The organism is Acinetobacter legionensis, from assembly GCF_057165765.1.
In genome coordinates this window covers 848,009-871,727 of sequence record NZ_CM169896.1, presented here as the reverse complement: position 1 = coordinate 871,727, position 23,719 = coordinate 848,009, and the positions used below count along the sequence as shown (strand labels likewise).

The following is a 23,719-nucleotide window of genomic DNA, read 5'->3' as shown; positions in this document are numbered from 1 at the left end:
AAATGTGTTTATTAGAACTGATAAAATTCCTAGGTCATAGCAGTGTCTATGCTGAATTTAACGACTTCTTGACTCAGCATGATGTAAACAACCGACCAAAAATCGGTCGCGCATTAGACACCATTATTCCAATCCACGGACAAGGGCTTTCGATGTCTTTTGATATTGATGCCGGAGCAAGCGGAATCACACCCAAAAGTGAGGGAACCTTTATATTTAGCCAGCTTGAAATACGACTATTTGGAGATGAAAAGAAAAACGGGCTTTATTCAGGCTTACTCCCCTATGAGCTCAAAGCAAATGACAGCAGAGAAGTTATTGAAAAGAAGCTTGGCACACCAAAACGCAAAATGCCAGAAGTTGACAATTACTATATAGATGGCGTTGTCTGGACAGTCGCTTTTGACGGAGATCATTTAGAGTTCTTGCAGCTAGGCATCCCAAGCAATGGGAAGCGAAAATATGGACTATGCCCTTAATTGTATTAGTTTCGGCTTGATCTGACATAGCCCCTGAAAAAAGAAAGCCACCATCTTTAATCAAGATTTAAAACCTTGCTCAAAATAGGTAACTTTCTATTTTTCAAAATTAATAACTAACCAAGTCTGAATAGTGCCCCTTTATCTCATTAAGCGTTTTAATTTCATAAGGTAAACCCACATAGTTTTCAGCCAATGTAGTTAAACCCGCATGTGAGTCTAAAATATAACTCAATTCAGCCTGCTTAATTTTATGATCAAACTCACTTTCCGTTTCAAAACGATGCAATAAATGCGTCATCCACCATGAAAAACGTTCTGCTTTCCACACACGTTTTAAGCATTTTTCAGAATATTCCTCGATGCCTTGTTCTGAACCATTGAGATAAAATTCAATAAAGGCATTTGACAAATAAGCGATATCAGATGCAGCTAAATTTAAACCTTTTGCTCCTGTTGGCGGAACGATATGCGCCGCATCACCAGCTAGAAATAGTTTGCCAAATCGCATCGGCTCAGTCACAAAACTGCGTAAAGGTGCGATACTTTTTTCAATTGAAGTGCCTGTAACTAAATTTTTACGACTTTCTTCATCAAGGCGATTTTTTAATTCATCCCAAAATCGTTCGTCAGACCATTCATCAACATGATCTGTCACAGGAACTTGCAAATAATATCGGCTACGGGTTTTTGAACGCATACTACATAAAGCAAAACCACGCTCTGACTGCACATAGATCAACTCATCTGAAACAGGTGGAACATCTGCAAGTACCCCCAACCAACCGAATGGATAAATCTTTTCAAAAGTTTTGATTTTATCTTGTGGCACACTTGCACGACAGATCCCATGATAGCCATCACAGCCTGCAATAAAATCACATCTAAGCTGGTAGGATTGACCATTTTGCTGAAAGCTAACATACGGGTTTTGCTCAAAATCATGAATTTGCACATGCTCAGCTTCATAGTAAGTGCATAAACCTGCCGCTTCACGTGCATGCATTAAATCTTTTGTGACTTCCGTTTGTCCATAAACCGTAACTTGTTTACCCTGAGTTAACTCAGATAAATCCACACGATGTTTCAAGCCATTGGTTAAAATTTCAATACCATCATGCGCTAAGCCAAACTTCTTGAGATTTTCATCCACACCCGCTTGCTTCAATAAATCAACCGATACTTGTTCAAGTATCCCTGCTCGAATACGTGCAGCTACATATTCAGCACTACGTTGCTCAATGAGCACATGCGAGATACCCGCTTTAAACAACAGCTGTCCAAGCAATAGACCGGCTGGGCCTGAACCAATAATCGCAACTTGTGTGGTTAAATTTTCCATAACATTTTCTCCATATCCTGACCATTAAATTAATTTTTTTGATCTATTTTTGATATGGTGAAAACTGGATAATCACCGTATAGTGGCAATAATGACCGTATATCGGCCATAAAATCATAATCGGGAAGGGATGAACGATGAGATACGATTTAATTGAGAACGAAGTTTCAGGTGAAACCATTAAGCAAGATGATTACATCGCTGGACTGGCCAAAGGACTAAGTTTACTTGAAGCCTTTGGGGTTGATCGCCAAAAACTCAATTCGACCCAAATTGCAGAACGCACTGGATTGAGCCGTACAGCGGCACGAAGATATTTACGAACTTTAAAATATTTAGGTTATTTAGAAACTGATGACCACTATTTTTGGTTAACTCACAAAGTATTACGCTTATCGAGCTCCTATTTAAGTTCTGCACATTTGCCTAAAGTTGTGCAACCTATTCTCAATCTGTTAAGCGCACAAACCAGTCTAACTTTTTCACTGGTAGTTTTAGATGAACATGAAGTCGTTCCGATTGCCCGAAGCTACTTACCTCAACACGATAATTTGCGCTTAAGCCCTTATGGGATGCATTTGGGCAATCGTTTGCCTGCACATGCAACTTCAACAGGCAAGGTTTTATTGGCAGCATTAAATTTAGAAGAACAAAAACACTGGGTAAATAACTATAGTTTGAAACGCCTCACCGCTTATACCATTCAAGATGAAGCTCAGTTTTACCAAGTATTGGCAGAAATTCAAAAACAAGATTATTGTTTATCAAAAGAACAACATGAATTAGGGGTTATTGCCATTGCAGTCCCCGTATTAAATGCACAAGGCAAAGCAGTCGCTGCATTAAACTGTATTGCACAAACATATCGGGTCACTGAAGAACAACTGATTCAGCAGGTCTTACCATTACTAAGAAATACAGCTTATGAATTGAGAAGTATGGTTTAAAATTATTCCAAAAACTTTTTTATGAATACCGAAATTACTAAATACCTTTTTTATTTTAGAAATAGCTGGCTTTTATGTAAAAAGGCAGCAGATTAGGGAACAATGGTTCAATTCGACCTATTCTACCAAAATCATTCACCGTATTATTATCATATTTATTTTCTGAAACTTGAGTTAATTCAAAAATATTCATTACTGTTTATAGTGGTAACTGCTCCCGATAAAGGATGAATCTTCACACATGCTAAGTTTTACACATTCAATTGAGCTGTCTAAAGCACTTTTTGAAAATCTCCATGTGGATTTTTTAAAGTGGGGTGAATTTTATAAGTATGTTGTGGATTAAGATTCAATTTACGCAATGGTTCTTTAGGTGCTTGAGTTTTAGGAACAATATTTTAAAATGCTTTTAGTATAGTACCCGTACATCCTATAGTTATGAGTAGCGCTATTGTTAAAACGGCTACCACACCAATTTTTAGTAGTTTGCGCATATTTATAGTCTTACTCTTTTGACCAATATACTCATCATTCGCTTTATCATAGTGCACTGAGGGTGTTCTTAGGCGGATTCATCTAAGCTTGATAGTGCCTATAAACTCACATCATCAAGCCTCAAGCATTCATAATTGAAAAAACACCCGAAGGTGCTTTTTAAAAATCAGATACTATTTAATCGCCTGCGCATAACGGTCACTAACTTTCTGCCAATTCACAACTGACCAAAATGCTTTGGTATAGTCAGCTCTGCGATTTTGATATTTTAAATAATACGCATGTTCCCAAACATCCAAACCAAGTAAAGGCTTGCCTTTGACTTCAGCAATATCCATTAGTGGATTATCTTGATTTGGGGTAGAGCTTACATCCAGCTTACCTTCTGGTGTCACAATCAACCAAGCCCAGCCTGAGCCAAAACGTCCTGTGGCAGCTTCATTAAATTTTTTCTGGAAATTTTCAAATGAGCCAAAGTCATTATTAATTTGTTTTAACAATGCTACTGAAGGTTTTCCTGATTTGGATACGGGGGTTAAGCTTTCCCAGAAAAAAGCATGGTTGAAATGTCCACCACCATTGTTGCGAACTGCTGCGTTATACTTTGAAATTTGAGCTTGGATGGCTTCAATATTTAATTTATCTAAAGCAGGATAGTTCTTAATTTGTGCATTTAAATTATCAACATAAGCTTTATGGTGCTTGCCGAAATGGATCTCCATGGTTGTTTGATCAATTGCCGGCTCTAGTGCATTAACACTATAAGGTAATGGTGCTTGCTTGAATTCAGCGTTCGCAGAAAAACTCAGCCCTGCGATTACCGCAACGACTAAGGTTTTTAAACTTTTATTCATCAGACTTCCACTTAAATGATAATACAAATCATTTACACGCTATAGGTATTCGCTCTTATTGTCAAATCTTAATAACCTTCTTATTCAGATATGTATAAAAATCAGAACATAAAAAACACCTGAAGAAAGCTTTTTATTTGAAAGTATTTTCACCAATGTTAAAGTAATGTTTACGCAAAGATTTAGTTTATAAAAGCCTAAAATTCGAGCTTGAATCAAGAAAAATTAAACATATATAAAACTTATTAAATTTATCTCATGAATTAGTAGAAAACTCCCTTCTAATCGCCTTTTTAAACTATACTCAGAGGCCTACAACATTCTATATTTTTATCTAAGCTTCAATAATCTTTATCTGGCCTAATCTATATTATCAGATTTTATTTTACTCGTTGCCTAGAGTATTAAAATAAATAGTTTAATTCTCACCATGAAATTGAAAAATTTTTTTGATTAACGATATGTGTGATCTTAACGCTATAACCTGCACTTTTAAATTCTTTTGTCAAAGCATCAATTTCAGATAAACTAATACCACTTGCAATATATTCATTAGCAAATTTTTCTCCACGACCAGCATTGGCTATAATATTATTGATCAAGTTACTTTTAAGTTGATATAGAGAATCATCCTGAGATGAATCTGAGATTTTCTTTGCCTCATAGGCCGGAATTATGATCATAACTTTATCTCATCTAATCAAATACAATCTATATCCAGATGACATCAAGAAGAATTTATGAGTGCCAAATAAATACTTATAAAATATATATTAGAAAAAAATACCCATGCTTTGGGGAAAGATGGGTATATAAACTTAACAAAGCGTTTTTCTTAACTTTAATAATATAGACTAAACAAAATTATTTCAATTTTATTTAAATTTAAATACATTTTTTAGAAACCATTTCTGAATAAAGTACATAAAAAATTTACTTATGAGCGTATTGAGAGGTTAAATTTCAATAAATTTGTTCATAAATAAAGAGCGGTTTAGTTTGTTAAATATTTATTAGGTAAATATCCAATAAAAATTAGATAAATCCAAATCCTAAAAATTCCTGTTTTTATTTAGTGCATTAAATTACATGATTTATTTACATTTTTTAATATTAAACTTATATCTATTATTTTAAAAAACTCATATTTTACTCGATTAAACAAAAAAATATAAATTAATTTAATTATCTCTTAAAATAATTTACTAATCCAACAATCTGGGAATATCTTCAATTTTAAAATCAGCATCATATTTTCTTTTAATAAGGTAAACCAACTCATCAAACATGTTCTGATAATTCTCTGCCCTATTCTGAGCATTTATAACATGTTGTGTGGAGTCAATAACGATCGCAAGTAATTGCTCATTCTCAGAACAAAGGCTGCTTATTTCTTTTTCTGCTTTTTCCAAAGCTTTGATGAGTTGCTCTTTATTCATTTTTTCAACACTCAAATTTTATAACGTAGATAATTTTTTTAAATTTTACCTCACATTTCAAGAGCTTTTATTTGCTAAATATTTAATAAATAAAATTTATAACAAAAAAATCCTCCTCTAGATAGAGATAAATATATTTTTATTTATTCAATCATTTTTAATTATAAAAATTTTTAATTCAAGGTTTTAAAAACTATGAATTTTAATAAAATAATTTAATTCTTTTGAATACTAGATTTCCCTCATAGATCCAATAAATTTTCATTACGCAAGTTAGAAGCTCATTTCTCTAGAGTATTTTTCTTGGTAAATCCAAGCAATCCACCTTCGGTTAAAATGAGTGATGAAGGTTTAGCGATTTTGGCTGATATTGTTAAAAAACGTCCTGACCTGATTATTTTAACAGATGATGTTTATGGCACATTTGCAGATAACTTTAAATCCTTATTTGCAATTTGCCCTGACAATACCATTCTGGTTTATTCTTTCTCTAAATATTTTGGTGCAACTGGCTGGAGACTTGGGGTCATTGCCTTGAGTAATCATAATATTTTAGATAAAAAAATTGCGGCGCTTTCTAAAAAAGACAAGAAAGAACTCGAAGAACGTTACTCATCCCTCACCACAGATCCATCTAGTATTAAGTTTATTGATCGCCTTGTTGCCGATAGCCGTAATGTTGCTTTAAATCACACGGCTGGATTATCCACACCTCAACAAGTACAAATGGTTCTTTTTGCTTTATTTAATATGATGGATTCTCGTCAAAGCTATAAAAAAGCAGTGAAATCTGTGGTTCGAGAACGTGATACTGCGCTTTATAGACAGCTTGGCGTTGAAGTTCCGCAAGATCCGAATGCCGTTGATTACTATACCTTGGTCAATTTAGAAAATACCTCGCGAAAACTATATGGTGATGCATTTGCTGATTGGGTGATGAAAAATAAGAATCCAACAGAATTACTTTTCCGAGTTGCTGATGAGACAGGTGTAGTACTACTTCCGGGTTCAGGTTTTGGTGTTCAACACCCTTCTGCACGCGCCTCGCTAGCCAACTTAAATGAATTCCAATATGCAGCAATCGGGACTTCATTACGAAAATTTGCTGAAGAAGCCTATCTGGAATATAAAAAAGTCAGCAAAAAGAATAAATGAGTATAAATAGATTAAGTATTTGTTTTAAAAAAGATCGCATTAATGCGATCTTTTTTGTTTGCGAATAGCTAACCAAGTTAAGCTCTATTTACTTGTAGTTATCAAATCTCATCACAGTATTCAAACAGTCTTAATTCTGCACTTTACATTTTATTGCTTTTGCGGGAGTAATATTGGTCGCTGAAACTAATTGAGTTGAATCAAAACCTTCTGTTTCCTCTATAAATAAATAATAGTCTTTAATTTGAATCGTTGCCTGTCCTTCATATTGGCAATACCCTTTTTTAATATTGTTTGGTAATTTAAACGTCTTTTTTGCGACATCAAAGTTGCTAAAGCAAAACCATACATCTCGGGTATCACCTTTTGGACGTGGAATGAGTGTAGCTGATGTTTTGTTGGGTTCAAAGCAAATATCATCGCCCATATAATCCAAATATTCAGGGTCTAAATTACGTGAAAATTTTCCAGTTAAAGTGGCTAGTCCCTGATAATTTTTAAAACCAGACTCGGTGTTTTTGTATTTGAAGCTTTGTGCTTGTACAAATACTGGCAATATCCCTAAGGCGATCACTAAAATTTTTTTCATCATCATCCTAATCTACATTTTATAAAGTACTAAATTTTCAGTAATCTTACCCAATCTCAACAAATAAAAAAACTACTTAGACATCTATTACAACTACCTTTTACTCAACAATTTGACTTGTTCAATTTGTTGCGTGGTTACTATGAATTTTAGACAATCGTCAGTAAAAATATATAGAAAATAGATTTTAAATTAGACTCATAGTGAACTGACCCCATAAGTTGAGCACAACTCATGGGGTATTTTTATGTTAAGACACTAGTCTTGTGAGTCAGGATACAAAGGACGATTTCCGGGACTAATTCGGTTGATATGCAAAAAGGTCATATGACGTTCGTACTTATCCAGAATGTCATTAATTACCTGCTCTTTGGTGTATCCAACCAAGTCATTGTCCTGTGAACCTTCGTACAAGAAGGTTTCTAAACGATAATAATATTGCATACCGCGTTTACCCCGTTCACTAAAAGTCGGCGCAATATAACGCACAGGCCAGATCTGATAAACGAAATTAAACTCTTCTTCGATGTAGATGGTTAAATCAAGATGATACAGCGTATCACTATCTTCAACCTCTCCCTGCATTACTTCGATATTCATCCCACGTTTAACCAACTCATCCGCAACCGTCTGAACTGCAGGTTTACACACACTATCGAGCATACTTAGTGTTTCGCTGCTGCCAGGATGATACATGACGCGAGACAAACGTTGCTTCCAATTTAGAATATCAACATTACCTACAACAGGCGCTGCATTTGGGCTACGACTCGCTTTACGATAATCCTCTAAGCGCAAGGATTTATACAAACCTGCCATCACTAACAACATGACAAAACTGAAGGGTAATCCCATGATGACCGTTGCACTTTGCAAGGCGGTAATTCCATTAGCCATCAGCATGGCTATAGTCAGTAAGCCGATTGCAGTAGCCCAGAAGATACGCAACCAACGAGGTGCATCATTATCAACATTTGAGAATTTGGTCGTGAAGTTCCCAAGAACCAAAGCTCCTGAATCTGCCGAAGTGACATAGAATAGTAAACCGGTAATTGTGGCAATACCCGCAATAAAGGCAAAGCCTGGATACTGAGCAAGTAAATCATAGAAGCCATGTGCGGGATTGGTCAATACGGTTTGTGCCAATGTGGTATTACCATCAAAGATCACGCTATGTAAGGCACTATTACCGAAAATAGACAACCATGTGATGGTGAACAATAGCGGAATGATCAAAGTACCGCAGACGAATTCACGGATCGTACGACCACGAGAAATCCTCGCCAGAAATAAGCCTACAAATGGAGACCATGCTACCCACCATGCCCAGAAGAACAAGGTCCAGCTATTCATCCAGTCTTTTGGTCGATCAAAGGCAAAACTTTCCAAAGCTAAACTTGGGAAGCGACTAATATAATCACCAAAGTTTTGTACCAGCGCATTCAGCAGAAATTCAGTATTTCCGAGGAATAATACGAACAGCATCAAGCCAATTGCAGCATAGATATTAATTTCTGACAGGACCTTGATGCCTTTATTTACCCCAGCAGTCACCGAAATAATGGTCACAATCACAGCGACTAAAATCAGGGCAACCTGAACCCAGAGATTTTCTGGGATATCAAACAGCACATGTAGACCATAATTGATCTGAACTACTGCAATACCGCAGGTAGTAGCAATACCAAAGATTGTGCCGATCACGGCAGCAATATCCACAGTATGCCCAATAGGACCATCAATTTTTTTACCAAAGATTGGATATAGTGCAGAACGAATGGTTAATGGCAAATTATAGCGGTAACTAAAATATCCCAATGCCATCCCCACCAAAGCATACATCCCCCACCCTGTTAAACCATAGTGGAATAATGTCCAGACCATGCCCTGACGTGCAGCTTCATAAGTCTGTCCTTCACCTATGGGTGGATTCATATAGTGTGATAACGGCTCCGCAACCGAGAAGAACATTAAGTCTGTCCCAATCCCCGCAGCGAACAACATCGCTGACCAACTCAGTAAACTAAACTCAGGTTTCGAGTGTTTAGGACCAAGTTTGATATCGCCATAACGTGAAAAGGCAATAAAAATCACAAAGATTAAATACAATGTTGCAGCTAATAAATAATACCAACTGAATTTATCACTGACCCAAGCCAATACCACATTCAATAAATGATTGGCAAAGTCATTAAATAAAATCGTAACAAGTGCAAATGTTAAAATAAGTAGAGCTGAAACATAAAAGACCACACGATTCAAATGATCTTTATTCGCTAATGTAGCATCATCAACCGCTCTTGGATTATCTGTCGCCATACAATCCTCAGGAAGTTAGAGAAGAAAAAGAAGATATTCATCTACGTCTTTCCATCGCTAAATCAATGAAAATAAATATTTGAATAGAAAATGAAAAACAAAAGTTATTTACCCAATTAAAATGTTTCAGATTTTTTCAGTTATGTGATGACTGAGTTAATGTCTTTATCACTTGCATTGCTAAAGGACTAAATTGGTCCTCTTTAAGTGTATTGGCTGAGCCAAACATATACAGCACAATAATGATAGAGAACGATATACCAGAACAGCGCGTTAGAGTCGAAACTTCCTACCAACACCTGTCAAATGCATACTATGCTAATCGCCACAGACCAAAAAATTAGTAAACAAATTGGTGATACACTTTCATTACTTCCCCTTTTAAGGAAAGATTTGCGAGCTGAGTATAACAGAACCTACAAATTCAAAAATAATACGAAACAAATCACAACACCCCATTTACATAAGGATTGAAAGATTAAAAGGAAAAATGAGACCGAGTCACCGGAGATTTTTGCTATTGTTCTAAGATAAATCACAATATTGCTAAAATCGGCATTCAATCACCAGATAAAATTCGGGCGAAAAAAGCGTAGACCAAGCATAGCATCACTTATGATCAGAATACTTCCCCCCAAAATAAAACAGATATTCCCTAAAAAGGGAACTGCCAGCTCAAATTTGAGCTAATACATATAAATCTTTCCCTCTTTTTACATCCCACTTCAATATCGAAGTCAAAGGGTAAAATCCGTAAAGCCTCATGTCGATATTTAATGAAAAATTCGACACGTATATATATAGATATGTTGATAAAACTTATAAAAATCGGCATAAGATATTAAATGTGTTGATGACATCAGCATAATGCAATTTGAATAAGGCAGCTATTTTTAAAGCAATTGCAATACATCCACTTAAACCTTAGCCACTTTCGCCTTCAAACTTTTTAAAACTATATTTTGACTCTTTTATATCTTGGTATTGACTCGCCTTATGTGTTAATTCAAAAACAAGATAAAGTTAGAAATTTTCTTTCCAATAAAAAATCTATCATTGAATAAACAAAATAAAGGATCAAAAAATGAAAAAATTCCTACTTCTCTTCCTCTTAATTAGTGGTGAAACTTGGGCTGAGTTGCCAAAATCCAAATCATTATGTCAAATCCAAGCTCAACAATTAAAATTTGCTCGTTTAGTTGCTCTTAGTAGTCTTTGTGATAAAGATGAAAATTCAACTTACGGAAAAAGCTTAAGTGCTTTGTTTTTAAAAAATCAAAAGAAATGTAAAGTTTCCCGTGAACAGATTGAGCCTACAGATGAACAGGTAATGAATGCTTATGATGAACTCATTGGTTTACCTATAGAACAGCAAAAAATACGATGCAGAACGGCAGATAAACAAATCAAAGCCCATTTCTGAAAACTTACGACTTATTCGGTAAAACTATTTCAGCATAGTGAATTATAAAACTGCTTTGGCTAAGATATAGATGTTGAAAGTAAGATTTCAAGTCACCTGTATTATGGCAATTTTACGGAAATCCGAATTATTGGCATTCTTGTATACTCTTATCCCGACTATTGAAATTCATAATTGAATTTTTTTTACTTAGACAGAAGTAATTTATAAATTCATATTGTCTAAAGGATTTTCCTTTTTTTAACTCAATACGGATCTGAGTCTCTAAATAATTTGACATAAGCATATCTTTTGAAAAGCAAAAAATATACTTACTATCTTTATTAGATAAATTTTCTAAACTTTGTGCATATATTTTGTTTGATAATTCATCATTGAAACTTCCACTTTCATTTTTAAATGATGTGTCAAACATTGAAAATTCATTAGAATCATAAATTTCTTGGGGTTTTAATGAACAAATGCTCTTATCTTCTAATATTTCATATTGGAAATCAGCTACACGTTTCTCTTTACAACCAATTAATATTATTGATATAAAAAAAACACTTAATATATTAATATTTTTCATGAGATGATAATTCAGTAAATTAAAAAAATTAAAGGAACTAGTGGAGTCGGAGTACAATTAGAAACCAATGTATATCCTGAAGGATTACTTATAATCGGTTGCATTACCTGTCTTATATATTGTGAATTATCAGCTTTATGATTTCGCCAAGCTAAACTGAAATTAATCTGATTATATCCTTCAATTAATCCAAAATAATCAGCTACAATATTAGCCTGTTGCTCAGGATTCAATTTTTTAAAATCTGTATCTTTATTTAATTCATAATTATATGGGTCATAGACAGAATCAGGTAAAGTCCGCTCTAATGTTTGTAGCACTACTCCTCTGCCCATTACATTGATATTAAAGCATAAGAAAGAAACAATACAAAATTTGATCACCCTAGCTCGAAACTTCCTCCATTAACAAAATGATTCCTATACGAAATAGCAGGTATTTTCAGTACCAAGCTAGAATCATCCATTAAACAAAAACTACCCGAAAGTAGTTTTTGTTATCCTAAAAAATCATATTAGCTCGATTCCGAATCCTTATTCCCAAGCTTTGCATTTCATATTTTAATCACAAAAAAAAATCTTATGGAAGATTGAGTCTACGGCAATCTTCATAAATAATTTTGCATTGACTCTCAGGAAAGCCATCATAACTACATGCCTCTAAAACTTTTTTCCGCCCCAAAGCTTTTCTACTACCAGGAACCAACATAGGAACAACATCACTTACTTCTCCTGCTGTTGTTCTAGCTTTATATAATTTATTTGTCCCAACCGCTTGCCCTACAGTCGCACAATGATTGTCATCATAAGTGAACCAAATTCTACAATCAGTCCCACCTTTTTTTTCACAATCTTGCAATGCTTTTTCTTCCAACTTTCCACGGAAAATCTTCGCAGTAGCAAAACCAATAACGCCATTTGTACTCGAAGCTACGTAGCCTTCTGTACTTGGTGTACGTGAGCTTGAACCTGAATACCCCCCATTACCACCACCGGGAATAGGCGCACAGCCTTGTACACCTTGACCACCGACAGGATAATACCCCGGAGGACAATTCCCCTCAGCATGTGCAGCACCAGAAATAATAATTGAAAATAGAGCCACACAAATTAATGATATAAAATATTGAATGCTCTGCGGTCTATTGTATTTAGTCATAATTGTTTCATCCGTGTTTGTAATTTAATAGGTGAAATATTTATTTGATCTAAATCTTAAAATAATTCTTAGCTAAAAACCACCTTAGGGTGGTTTGGTTTATCATGTCTTTTATTGAATTAAATGTGTGTCGCAATGAAAACCCACTCGGGTGAGTGGTTTTTTGAGTTTTAATCGGCTTGTTGCACAAAGTCTTGAAAGTTAGAGTTTTCCTAAGTGACATAAATTTAAGTCACAACTCTAGTATATGGACGACCTAATTTAGTAAATTTATTGAGCACTGCTACGCGTGCGTGAATCTCACTCACTTGGCTTTGGAAGTTCCCAGCAGTCAGTTTATCTCCTAATAGTTTGATACAGTGCATCTTAGTTTCCACTAAACTTCTTCGATGATAGCCTATCCAATTTTTCCATATCGTACTGCCCAAATGCTTAATCGTTCTTAATCGTTCATTTCTTTCTAGTGAATGAGTTTTTATATCTTTCCACAGCTTCGCATTCTTTCTTGGTGGAATAACGACATGAGCTTTTCTAGATGCAATCAATTGACAGCAAATCTCAGTGTCATAAGCACCATCGGCATAGATTGAGTCTATTTGTTCTTCTTGTGGAATTTGATGAAATAAATCACCGAGTACCTGTGAATCATTGAGATTGTTTGTTGTGAGCTGAACTGCATGTATTTGCAGGGTTTTAGCATCTATCTCTATGTGTAATTGACGTCATTGGCGACGATACTCGGGTTGGTGTTTCTTCCTTTTCCATCCACCTTCACCTAAAAACTTTAAACTAGTAGAATCCACAAGTAGATGTAATCCATTACTGCTTTTTTGATAGCCAATCGCAATATCAATATGCTTTAGTCTTCTGCAAAGAGTTGAGTAATCTGGTGCTGCCCAATCTAAACCACAAATTTGAATGAGGCTTTAAATAAATCCCGAGGTCATTCGTAAAGTTAAACGAAATAGAGATTTGATCATCAAACAGCATTGAATTGCTGTATCGGAGTAGGTTTGATTTCGTCCTTGTGTGCCTTTTAATGGCGCATACCATTGGGTAGTAGGATCAAACCAGATCGAGAGATTCCCTCGATTCACCAAAGCTTGGTTGTAAGAAGACCAATTCGTTGTACGATAGGTTTTAGGTGCAGACTTATTCATTCGGAAATTATATTACTGAATCAGACCTTACCAACACCTTTGTGCAACAAAGCCGTATTAGGACATACTTATGACCAAATCAAGATCAGAAATTAATCAAGGAAGTAATGAGCGTCGTGGTATTCTGAGCAAAAGTTATAAGCTTCATGAAAGTACGGTTGAGCAAATCAAAGTACTTTCATAATCTACTGGAGAGTCTCAAGCAAAAATTATCACTGAAGCTGTCAAACTTTACGCTGAACAATTAAATAAGCCCGATTAATTCGCGCTTCTTAAATCTTCAATACAACTTTTCTCTTTTTCTTCCTTATTTCGTGTATCAACCGAGTTCTTAACGCAACTACAGTAATCGTAATACTTTTTCTTATCCAGCTCTTTTGGGGGGTCTATGCCCTGACATTCCGTTAGTACTGTCCCTAGTCTAGGAAATTCTTTACTCTTTTTATTTTCTGAAGGAATACTAGGTTTATATAGAATTATGAGTAGTGATGCTATTATTGCTAAGAAAAATAAATATTTCATACAACCAATAGCCTCCCTAATTCAAAATATTCATATCTATTTATAAAGTAAACCTTGATATTAAATTAAGGATTACTTAAGTCTAATCAATTGAAAATAAAATTAATATAGCAATTTAGATACTAGGCAAAGTAATTACTAAAGCTGATTTCCAATTGAGTTTTGCAGTATTTACGCAGATTTTTGATTGCTTATTATTCAATAAAATATTAGTTCAATTAGTGACAAAATAATAACTAAGGTAGTACCAACGCTTTATTTCAAGCTACTAACAAAATTATTTTAATCAACTTTTCATGTTAAAATGTCATGCATAAAATTAAAAATAACAAACTCTGCTACTGACTGCAAACCATTTGCAATACCTTGCACAACAGCTTACAAATGCAAATCAAACGATATGCAAAATGGATTCATGGTGATAAAAACAGGAAAGAGATGGCAAAACTAAATACGCGCACTTAATAAGTGGCTTTTTTATAACAAGAATTTGGTGGAGATGGCGGGAGTTGAACCCGCGTCCGCCAACACTACACTCGAGAATACTACATGCTTAGATATCGTCAATTATTTTAACATTAAGTGACCCGACGAACAGGGTACAAAACGCGATCCTCTAAGTTTAGTATAAAGCCCCGAGGCTTGACTTTATACGGACTTGTGTGCGTGCGCTACAGTCGGGTCCACTGACCACAAGTATTCAGTGAAGCGGACAAGCTGCCCTTAGGCAGCTAGAGCGTAAGATTCGTCGTTTGCGACTAAAATATGCAAATTTGATTTACGAGAGAAAATGCGCTCTCGGCATGCATCTATGAGCTTCATCATCGGCGTCGAAGCCAATAACATCCCCAGATAACACAGCTATCATAACATAATTGTTGCAAATTAAGCAGATAATTCACTACATTTATATCAAATGATGCGCCTAGTTCTATAATTGCGCTACTATCACTATTTTTCAAGGGACAAATATAAAAAAGATGAGCTATTTACTCTCACTTGATCAAGGAACGACCTCTAGCAGAGCAATTATCTTCGATGAGCGTGGAAAGGTATATGCCTCTGCTCAACGCGAAACCCAAATTAAAACCCCGCATTCTGGATGGGTTGAACAAGATGCGATGGAGATTTGGACAACACAAATCACCGTCGTACAGCAAGCAATCGCATCGGCAAGACTATTGGCCAAAGACATTAAAGCACTTGGTTTAACCAACCAACGTGAAACTACGGTGGTTTGGGATAAGAGAACAGGAAAACCACTTGCTCCTGCCATTGTATGGCAAGACCGACGCGCTACAGACTGGTGCAATCAGTTAGTTCAAAACAATTTATCTGAAAAAATACACAAAAAAACCGGATTAAGAATAGATCCTTATTTTAGTGCTGGAAAACTGGTTTGGTTATTGGAAAATATACAAGGCTTAAGAGCGCTTGCTGAACAAAATCATGTGGCATTCGGGACAGTCGACAGCTGGTTAATTTGGAATTTAACCCAAGGTTCAGAGCATGTCATCGAAGCAAGTAATGCTTCACGCACCATGCTGATGAATTTAAAAACACAGCAATGGGATGCTGAATTAATTGAATTTTTTAATATCCCGGTGAGTGTTCTACCTAAAATCATTCAATCCGATTGTTATATTGCCAATACAGCCACAGGGCTTCTTGGTGCGGAAATTCCAATTTGTGGTGTATTAGGGGATCAACAGTCTGCACTCTTTGGGCAATCATGCTTTGAAGCTGGAACAGCCAAAAATACTTATGGGACAGGCTGCTTTATGCTGTTCAATACAGGAACTGATATTCAATATAGCAAAAATAAATTACTCACCACCTTAGCATGGAAATGCCAGGACCAATCGCATTATGCCTTAGAAGGCAGTGTATTTATGGCTGGGGCGATTGTGCAATGGTTAAGAGATGGTTTAGGAATTATCAAAAATAGTGCTGAAGTTGAAAAGTTAGCTTGCCAAGTCGACACTACAGATGGTGTCGTTCTGGTTCCTGCATTTACAGGTCTAGGAGCACCACATTGGGATAGTGAAGCACGCGCTTTACTCTGTGGAATGTCACGTGGAACCAATAAATCACATATTGCCAGAGCTGCCTTAGAATCAATTGCTTTTCAAGTTTCAGACGTTTTAACTGCAATGCAATCAGATATCGCCCACCCCTTAAAACAATTACGTGTGGATGGTGGTGCAAGTCAAAATGATATGCTAATGCAATTTCAGGCAGATATTTTAAATGTACCTGTGCTACGCCCTAAACTTTTAGAATCTACCGCTTGGGGCGCTGCGGCATTAGCAGGATTAAAGGCAGGTGTTTTTAATAATCTCAGTGAAATTTCCGAATCTTGGCAATTAGATCGTGCTTTTGAGCCGAAGATGAGCGCAGACCAAAGACAATATCACCTAAGCTTATGGAATGGTGCGTTGCAGCGTGCAAAGTCCAATTAACAATTCTGCTTAGAAAAGCTTGGCTAAAGTGAAAGATAAAATTCAAGATGAAATTTTAGCCAAGCTTGCTCAGTTTAAAGTCTTTCAACAAACAGTACCCCATTTAAATGGTCGATTTCATGTTGTACAATACGTGCAGGAAAACCATGAAATTGCTGAATAATCTTTTCGCCAGTGAGGGTAAAAAATTGTACAGTAACTGCTTCAGCACGAGCCACTTGCCCTCTTTCATTGGGCACACTTAAACATCCTTCCTCACCCAAGATAGTCTGTTCAGATTTTTCTAAGATTTCAGGATTAATCATTGTAATTGCATCCATTTCAGGAGCATCTGGATAACGTGGATTCGCTCTTGAAGCAACAATAATCACCCGTTTAGAAACATACACTTGTGGTGCTGCGATCCCAACACCATTACGCTCTAACATGGTGGCCTGTAAGGCCTTGGATAATTCGTTTAACCAAGTACTTGAAAACTCAGCTTCAGCCACAGGCACTGCGATTAATTTTAAAACGTCTTCGCCACGTTGGGCGACAGGTAGCATGGCACTCATTATCTTGTACCTTGATCAAATGTAAATCGAATAAATATGAGTTTAGCATTTGAAATGCGATTTCCAATTCAATTATTGTGCAAAAGTATGTGATTATGTACAAATGAGTTTCTATTTATCCAAACCAAATGACAGCTTGTCTTTTAAGCCGTTTTTAATCATGATCGTGTAAATAACAAACGTCCAGTCTATCGTTGAAAATAATGAATACAGCATCCCTATTTTTAGGCTTGATCTTTAGCTCAATTGGCTTAGGCTATTTTATTTATGGAAAAAGACAGAGAATGAATATACCTTTTATCTGTGGCATGACTTTGATGATTTTTCCTTATTTTATTGAAAATACAATGATTATGTCTGTATGCGGTATTATTCTGAGTCTTATTCCGTGGTTAATTCGCATGTAAATGATCAATATTCAACCCGATTGAAATTTAGCTTAGTGCAATCCTTTTAAAGAAAAATGATTTTTAAATAACCTCGATCACGTATAAAAATAAGTAGGATGTATAAAAATAAATATTGATTTTTTAAGTAAAAAATAGTCAATTAAAATGATTACATTCAATCTATATTTTAAGGCATTGCATCATCATGGACGAAAAATTGGGCCTCAATAAGGAAGCGAAAAGAACGCTTGCGTTGTCTTCTTTGGGCGGTGCGCTCGAATTTTATGATTTCGTTATTTATGTATTTTACGCAAAAATCATTGCTGAACTATTTTTCCCCAGCTCTTTAAGTCCATTTTGGGCAATGCTGAATACTTATGGAATTTTTGCGGCAGGATATTTCTTCCGTCCGTTAGGTGGCGTGATCATGGCGCATTTTGGTGACCTCGTAGGACGTAAGAGACTGTTTAGCTTATCCATTTTACTGATGGCACTCCCTACTTTGTTCATCGGTATAATGCCAACATATGCAGACATTGGTTTAGCTGCCCCGCTGTTATTGTTGTTAATGCGCGTGGTTCAAGGCATTGCAATTGGTGGAGAAATTCCTGCGGCATGGACATTTGTTTCAGAGCATGTACCGACAAAGAAAATTGGTTTTGCCAATGGTTTGCTTACCGCGGGTTTGTCACTGGGGATCTTATTAGGCGCTGTGATGTCGCTGTTTATTTCACTAAAGTTTAGTGAAGCAGAAATCCATGCTTGGGCTTGGCGTCTCCCGTTTATAGTCGGCGGAGTTTTTGGATTAATTGCCTTATATCTAAGAAGTTATCTTAAAGAAACTCCTGTATTTAAAGCGATGGAGGCGCGTAAAGAACTCTCAAAAGATCTACCCATCAAGCAAGTTTTGGCATCACATAAATCTGCTGTTTTAATTGGGATGTTGTTCACTTGGTTCTTAACTGGTTGTGTTGTAGTGATTATCCTATCTACTCCAAATTTACTGACCACCACATTTAACTTTCAACGTGCAGACGCATTTCAGATGCAAAGCATGGCGATTCTCATGCAAATGCTGGGTTGTATATTGGCAGGTTTGCTCGCTGACCGTTTTGGTTCAGGGCGCGTTATTTGTTTGGGATCGCTCAGTGTGGCAATCACCGCAAGTATTTTTTATTACAGCTTAGGTCATACCGCTCATTCAACGATCTTCGGATTGTACATGTTACTTGGGCTATTTTCTGGCACAGTCGGTGTGGTTTCCTATAGCTTGGTCAAGATGTTTCCCGCCCCAATTCGCTTTTCAGGAATATCATTTTCATACAATGTTGCATACGCGATTGCAGGTGGCCTGACCCTGCCATTAGTCCAATGGATAAGTTTATATCGTGATATTGGTGCTGTGTACTATATTGTTGTGCTTTGTCTAATCACCCTTATCACAAGTCTAGTTTATCGTAAAAAATTTGAAACAGTTTAACGGCGTTGTTTATATTCAAATGAATGCGGAAGTTCTACTTCAAAGAAATGACAAACCTGATTGCGCCCCTTATTTTTTGCCAAATATAGGGCCTGATCAGCCTGACGAATCAACTCCTCTTTTGTTGTTAAAAAAGGATTCGTTGATACTGCGACACCAAAACTAGCTGTCACTTTGAGCGTCTGTTGATGATCTAATCGTATTTCTTCTTTTTCAATTGCTTGACGGCATCTCTCAGCCAGTCTCAGCGCATTTTCTAATGCACCATTGTTCAAGAGAATAATAAACTCTTCTCCCCCAAATCGTCCAACAACATCCTGTTCACGAATATTTTCAGTCAAAATTTTTGCAACCTGTTTTAAAACTGCATCCCCAATATCGTGTCCATACTGATCATTAACACTCTTAAAATAATCTAAATCTAATAACACAATCGCAAAAGAGCTTTGCTGCTGTTTTAATAAATCAATATTCTCACCAATCCTCCTTCTGTTATAAATACCTGTAAGTGGATCTAGAACGCTAATTCGCTGAATCATTTGCTCTCTTTTGCGCCATTGAATTAAGAGAACCTCGAATAAAACTAGACTTGCAAAAAAAATCGGAATATAAAAATACAACATGCAAAACACCCAAAATGTATTTTTATATAGCGACATCGATTGTAAGTGTTCACTAAAAATTGGTGCATAAGTCATTTTATTCATTAGGCTTAATCCAAGGCTGATCAACATAAAACCAGTGATTGGAATGATGATGAGATACACCACTTTTCGTTCAAATAATACCAGTGCCACCGTGACTAAGCTGACATAACCTGCACTTGATGCTGGACTAAAAACTCCGATGCAATGTGCACCAAAAACAAAGATAAGACCAAAATATGCGATGGTTATATACGGTATTATTATTTCAAAAATAGAAATTTTATTTAAAGCACGAATAATAAAAATAAGCGTAAAAAACCCAATGCTGAAAAAGACAATAATCTGATGTAGGTTGGATAAAAATCCTGATTAATCCAAGCTTGTAGCTCAACTTGAGCGTTGCTAAAAAACCACCAGACAATCCATGATAAAACAGCAACACCTCCCAAGAGGAGCACAAGAGTACACTTCTTAAGATTACTCCAATTCATAATCATGAAATCATGCATGAAGTGTTCCGTTGAGCACTGTATTGCCACTCTATTTTTTTGTTTCATATAATAACTAATCCATAAATTTGTAAATTTCTATCCGTTGTTTTATTTATCTGTATCTATCACTTAAATATAAAATTCTAGCTATTTTATGTAAATGTATTTCAAAACATAGATTTTTATTCTAAATAAACCTTAAGGTTAGGATATTAACCTTCATATTCCTTGCAAATATTTCCTAAAGAACTATCATTTTATTACGTTTATTTTATCAATTTAGATTTTAAGTTTTCCTAAAATTTCAATGAGTAAAGTTATTTTCACTTACCCACTTTGACCGAATTCAACTATTTTTTAATAGCTTTATTTGTCAACCTTTAGCCTATTTGGACATATACGTTGAGTTGGATACAAGCACTTTTTAAAATAAGATTTTCCGCCTTTATCATTTTTATTGTTAATTTACTCTAATTTATTTTTATTTTATATTTTAACTTTCTAAAAGTTAATTTCAGCCGTGTCAAAAATTGAAATATCCAATTAGGCTAGTCTTGATCTGGGACCTGAGTATTAATCATCATACTGTTTTAAAACAACAAGCCATCACTACTTTTATTTAAATTCAGTACATACATCACTTTATCATCATCTCTCCAAAATTACTAAAATACAATTGAAGTAAAAATCAAATAAAAATATTTTTTTCAAACACTTAACAAACATACTTGGCTTTATATTTTTTTATAAACTCTAATATTTTTACTGTTAAGTTTTAAAACGATAGAAGTTGATTGAATTTCTATATTAAAAATCAGCTCTCTAAATTTGATCTGAATACAAAATTCTTCTGCGCCATCATCCAAACCAGAAGTATTCCAAATTGTACCCTGTGGAAATTGATCTAACCATTGGGCTTTGTAAAAATCAGAGACTGAATCAAAGTCAAGATAATGCTCAGGTTGAGCCATGATTTTTTCAACAAGTTGTTCAAAATTTTGTTTTTGTAATTGAACAAAATCAATAATCATGGCAGCCCCTTAAATGATGTTAAATTCCATTATACATGCTACTCGTTTGTTTCTTTTTGACCTGTTCCCATTGCCACCATCCAAATGCAGCCAGTCCGACAAACGCTGCATACAAAGCAGCTGTTAGGAATAATTCTTTATACATAAACATGCCGACATAGACAATATCAACAAAGACCCAAAGCACCCAAGTCGCAATATGTTTACGGCTGGTCCAATAGGTTGCCAGTAAACTAAATGCAGCCAATTGGGAATCTAACATAGGCAAAGCTGCATCAGTAAAATAGTGCAACGATAACCCAAATACTCCCCCTCCAACAGCAGCGATGATCATTTGTAGAATTACGGTTTGTACGGCAATCGGCTCTATTCGAATCTCATGATCTTGCTGCTTGCCTTTTAGCCAGTGATAAAAGCCATAAAAATTCACCACCATAAAGAACAATTGTAAGATTGTCTCACCATATAATTTAAATTCAAAGAATAAATAGGCATATAAAACAAAGGCAAAGAAATTAAATACCCAACACCACATATTTCGCTTAATCGTCAATGTGACACCAATAATACTGATAATAACCGCAAATATTTCTAATGGTGACATGGTAAAAAGCTAATAATGAGAGTTAAGGCTATTATGAAAAAATACAGGATGATTGCAAGCAAAACGAACACTAAAATTGAGATGAGGATCTGAAATATAATTTTTGAATCAAAATTCCCAAAAAACGTTATTGTTTTGCGTTTATTTTAATGGCTACGGCAATAAGAAGAATTCATTAAAAAATATAGAATTGTCTTTAAATTACAATTTGCGAATATAATTTTTTAAATGGTGCCTCTTTAAAGATGATACCAAATAGATAAATCAATCCTCCACGACGAATTGATCATTTCTTTTGAAATATGCAATTTAAGATTTGAAATATGGAAAAATCAACCTAATAGCGCATAGAAACTGTCTGTTTTACATTTAAAAATCACATAAATAACTGATTAAAAAAAAGCGCAACAGAGCATATTTCCAGTCAATAATATGTTTAAAAACATTTATTAAGGTATTATTTTTAGTTGATGTCGATCACATTTCAATCATCTTTACGAGATTTAACACTTGTTTACGTGAATACCAATGAATTTACAGAGGGGAACCTCTACTATCAAACTTAAGTTATGAACAATCCCCAATGTTCATAACATTTCTCCTTAACCGAACTGTGAAAGCAGATTCGTTGTTCTACGCAGTGATCACCCCAATCATTGCGTATTTTTTTGTCTTCAGTTCCCTCTGTAAACTCAATCAGTTATAAGGAATAGTTGGCTAAAATGCAAGCATTACTTTTCAACCAATTCTCATAATATGAAACAATATATTAAATTATAAGATATTGATTTTAATTAATATCATAAAATATTTTGTTGCAACAATACGACAAAACCGATAAACTTAATTTATTAATTGAATTAACTGATGATCATTTAATTATTCAGTTCAAATTAAAAATTTTATTTATAAAAACGCGCGACAATAATTTAGAGTAGAACAATATGTGGGAATTTTTTACACACTCATCCAACTTACTGTTTAGCGTGAGTCTTTGCCTGATGTTTTTATTGGGTATTGTGGAGTGTTTACTCCTTATTATTGGTTCAACCTCACAAGGTTTCTTAGACCAGTTTATTCCAGATCAACTCTTAGAAACTCATCATGCAGATGTAGACATTCATACAGATCACAATCTTTTGGTTCAGCTGTTAGATTGGCTCTATCTTGGCCGTGTCCCCGTCTTGGTTTGGTTGATCATTTTTCTAACTGTTTATGCGTTATTTGGTTTTATTGCGCAAAGTATTTTTTTCAATTTCACTGGAAATTATTTTTCAATTTGGATTATTGCGCCAGCCAGTCTTTTTTTATCTATGCCGATTGTGCGAGTGTGTGCAGCACTCATTGCAAAAATTTTACCAAAAGATGAAACCACTGCAATTCACAGTGACGAATTGATTGGTCGTACAGCTCAGATTATTTTAGGCGAAGCAAAACAAAACTATCCTGCACAAGCCAAAGTTATCGATCAATTTGGACAGACACATTATATTTTGGTTGAACCAGAATTAAATGAAATCTTCCAACAAGGTCAAAGTGTGATTTTGACACAAAGAACAAAACTAGGCTTTCAAGCAACTCCACTTTAATTTTTCAATAACAAACCTA

At 35.2% G+C, this 23,719-nt stretch carries 20 protein-coding genes, 1 other RNA gene and 3 pseudogenes; 8 read left to right on the top strand and 16 right to left on the bottom strand.

The window, feature by feature from the left end; translation table 11 throughout:
* The first annotated feature begins 2 nt into the window (after positions 1 to 2).
* On the top strand, positions 3 to 479 hold the full coding sequence (locus tag AC2G3J_RS04160; RefSeq protein WP_419329143.1) for a hypothetical protein: 477 nt from the start codon (positions 3 to 5) through the stop codon (positions 477 to 479).
* 109 nt (positions 480 to 588) lie between these two features.
* Here AC2G3J_RS04160 and pobA read toward each other — a convergent pair whose 3' ends face one another.
* On the bottom strand, positions 589 to 1,821 hold the full coding sequence (gene pobA, locus AC2G3J_RS04155) for a 4-hydroxybenzoate 3-monooxygenase (protein WP_419820095.1): 1,233 nt from the start codon (positions 1,819 to 1,821) through the stop codon (positions 589 to 591).
* 137 nt (positions 1,822 to 1,958) lie between these two features.
* Between pobA and AC2G3J_RS04150 the strand changes: the two genes are divergently transcribed.
* A complete protein-coding gene (locus AC2G3J_RS04150; RefSeq protein WP_336952000.1) occupies positions 1,959 to 2,768 on the top strand; it encodes an IclR family transcriptional regulator domain-containing protein in 810 nt (269 codons plus the stop codon).
* Between the two features lie 668 nt (positions 2,769 to 3,436).
* Here AC2G3J_RS04150 and AC2G3J_RS04145 read toward each other — a convergent pair.
* From AC2G3J_RS04145 to AC2G3J_RS04135, 3 genes are all read right to left on the bottom strand, one after another.
* Positions 3,437 to 4,117, bottom strand: a complete 681-nt coding sequence (locus AC2G3J_RS04145; RefSeq protein ID WP_336952001.1) for a superoxide dismutase — start codon at positions 4,115 to 4,117, stop codon at positions 3,437 to 3,439.
* 425 nt (positions 4,118 to 4,542) lie between these two features.
* The gene (locus AC2G3J_RS04140; RefSeq protein ID WP_483770687.1) at positions 4,543 to 4,800 is read right to left on the bottom strand and encodes a hypothetical protein; all 258 of its coding nucleotides are present in this window, start codon (positions 4,798 to 4,800) and stop codon (positions 4,543 to 4,545) included.
* 522 nt (positions 4,801 to 5,322) lie between these two features.
* Positions 5,323 to 5,556: a hypothetical protein gene (locus AC2G3J_RS04135; protein ID WP_483770686.1), complete on the bottom strand. Its 234-nt coding sequence runs from the start codon at positions 5,554 to 5,556 to the stop codon at positions 5,323 to 5,325.
* 264 nt (positions 5,557 to 5,820) lie between these two features.
* On the opposite strand from AC2G3J_RS04135, the pseudogene AC2G3J_RS04130 reads away from it, so the two are divergent.
* Positions 5,821 to 6,711: pseudogene (locus AC2G3J_RS04130) on the top strand (bifunctional aspartate transaminase/aspartate 4-decarboxylase); the annotation flags it as partial.
* A gap of 130 nt (positions 6,712 to 6,841) precedes the next feature.
* Here the strand turns inward: AC2G3J_RS04130 and AC2G3J_RS04125 are convergent.
* From AC2G3J_RS04125 to AC2G3J_RS04115, 3 genes and pseudogenes are all read right to left on the bottom strand, one after another.
* A complete protein-coding gene (locus tag AC2G3J_RS04125; protein WP_483770685.1) occupies positions 6,842 to 7,300 on the bottom strand; it encodes a hypothetical protein in 459 nt (152 codons plus the stop codon).
* A 258-nt stretch (positions 7,301 to 7,558) separates the two neighbouring features.
* The gene (locus AC2G3J_RS04120; protein WP_336952005.1) at positions 7,559 to 9,619 is read right to left on the bottom strand and encodes a choline transporter; all 2,061 of its coding nucleotides are present in this window, start codon (positions 9,617 to 9,619) and stop codon (positions 7,559 to 7,561) included.
* A 136-nt stretch (positions 9,620 to 9,755) separates the two neighbouring features.
* A pseudogene (locus AC2G3J_RS04115) lies at positions 9,756 to 10,071 on the bottom strand (BCCT family transporter); the annotation flags it as partial.
* Between the two features lie 632 nt (positions 10,072 to 10,703).
* On the opposite strand from AC2G3J_RS04115, the gene AC2G3J_RS04110 reads away from it, so the two are divergent.
* Positions 10,704 to 11,042, top strand: coding sequence for a hypothetical protein (locus tag AC2G3J_RS04110; protein WP_336952006.1), 339 nt, complete (start codon positions 10,704 to 10,706; stop codon positions 11,040 to 11,042).
* Positions 11,043 to 11,169: 127 nt separating this feature from the next.
* Here the strand turns inward: AC2G3J_RS04110 and AC2G3J_RS04105 are convergent, their stop codons facing one another.
* From AC2G3J_RS04105 to ssrA, 5 genes and pseudogenes are all read right to left on the bottom strand, one after another.
* Positions 11,170 to 11,613, bottom strand: a complete 444-nt coding sequence (locus AC2G3J_RS04105) for a hypothetical protein (protein ID WP_336952007.1) — start codon at positions 11,611 to 11,613, stop codon at positions 11,170 to 11,172.
* An 11-nt stretch (positions 11,614 to 11,624) separates the two neighbouring features.
* Positions 11,625 to 11,933, bottom strand: coding sequence for a hypothetical protein (locus AC2G3J_RS04100; protein ID WP_483770684.1), 309 nt, complete (start codon positions 11,931 to 11,933; stop codon positions 11,625 to 11,627).
* 259 nt (positions 11,934 to 12,192) lie between these two features.
* Entirely contained in the window at positions 12,193 to 12,771 is a 579-nt protein-coding gene (locus tag AC2G3J_RS04095; RefSeq protein ID WP_336952009.1) for a DUF4189 domain-containing protein, read from the bottom strand.
* A 227-nt stretch (positions 12,772 to 12,998) separates the two neighbouring features.
* Positions 12,999 to 13,931: pseudogene (locus AC2G3J_RS04090) on the bottom strand (IS5 family transposase).
* Positions 13,932 to 14,944: 1,013 nt separating this feature from the next.
* Positions 14,945 to 15,303, bottom strand: a transfer-messenger RNA (tmRNA) gene (gene ssrA / locus AC2G3J_RS04085).
* 130 nt (positions 15,304 to 15,433) lie between these two features.
* Between ssrA and glpK the strand changes: the two genes are divergently transcribed.
* The gene (gene glpK, locus AC2G3J_RS04080; protein WP_419328229.1) at positions 15,434 to 16,915 is read left to right on the top strand and encodes a glycerol kinase GlpK; all 1,482 of its coding nucleotides are present in this window, start codon (positions 15,434 to 15,436) and stop codon (positions 16,913 to 16,915) included.
* Positions 16,916 to 16,989: 74 nt separating this feature from the next.
* Here the strand turns inward: glpK and def are convergent, their stop codons facing one another.
* Positions 16,990 to 17,469: a peptide deformylase gene (gene def, locus AC2G3J_RS04075; protein ID WP_336952032.1), complete on the bottom strand. Its 480-nt coding sequence runs from the start codon at positions 17,467 to 17,469 to the stop codon at positions 16,990 to 16,992.
* 203 nt (positions 17,470 to 17,672) lie between these two features.
* Between def and AC2G3J_RS04070 the strand changes: the two genes are divergently transcribed.
* Complete coding sequence (locus AC2G3J_RS04070; protein WP_419328228.1) at positions 17,673 to 17,876, top strand: amino acid transport protein; 204 nt, start codon at positions 17,673 to 17,675, stop codon at positions 17,874 to 17,876.
* A 187-nt stretch (positions 17,877 to 18,063) separates the two neighbouring features.
* Positions 18,064 to 19,338 (top strand): MFS transporter, encoded by a 1,275-nt coding sequence (locus AC2G3J_RS04065; protein WP_336952035.1) that lies wholly within the window; start codon positions 18,064 to 18,066, stop codon positions 19,336 to 19,338.
* On the opposite strand, the gene AC2G3J_RS04060 is transcribed toward AC2G3J_RS04065, so the two are convergent.
* From AC2G3J_RS04060 to pnuC, 3 genes are all read right to left on the bottom strand, one after another.
* Complete coding sequence (locus tag AC2G3J_RS04060) at positions 19,335 to 20,135, bottom strand: GGDEF domain-containing protein (RefSeq protein WP_483770683.1); 801 nt, start codon at positions 20,133 to 20,135, stop codon at positions 19,335 to 19,337. The genes AC2G3J_RS04065 and AC2G3J_RS04060 overlap by 4 nt on opposite strands.
* Positions 20,136 to 21,210: 1,075 nt before the next feature.
* On the bottom strand, positions 21,211 to 21,507 hold the full coding sequence (locus AC2G3J_RS04055) for a hypothetical protein (protein ID WP_483770682.1): 297 nt from the start codon (positions 21,505 to 21,507) through the stop codon (positions 21,211 to 21,213).
* Between the two features lie 19 nt (positions 21,508 to 21,526).
* Positions 21,527 to 22,111: a nicotinamide riboside transporter PnuC gene (pnuC, locus tag AC2G3J_RS04050; RefSeq protein WP_336952038.1), complete on the bottom strand. Its 585-nt coding sequence runs from the start codon at positions 22,109 to 22,111 to the stop codon at positions 21,527 to 21,529.
* 944 nt (positions 22,112 to 23,055) lie between these two features.
* Here pnuC and AC2G3J_RS04045 point away from each other — a divergent pair.
* Positions 23,056 to 23,700 carry a YqiJ family protein gene (locus AC2G3J_RS04045; RefSeq protein ID WP_483770681.1) on the top strand — a complete coding sequence of 215 codons (645 nt, stop codon included), beginning with the start codon at positions 23,056 to 23,058 and terminating at the stop codon, positions 23,698 to 23,700.
* Positions 23,701 to 23,719: the final 19 nt, after the last annotated feature.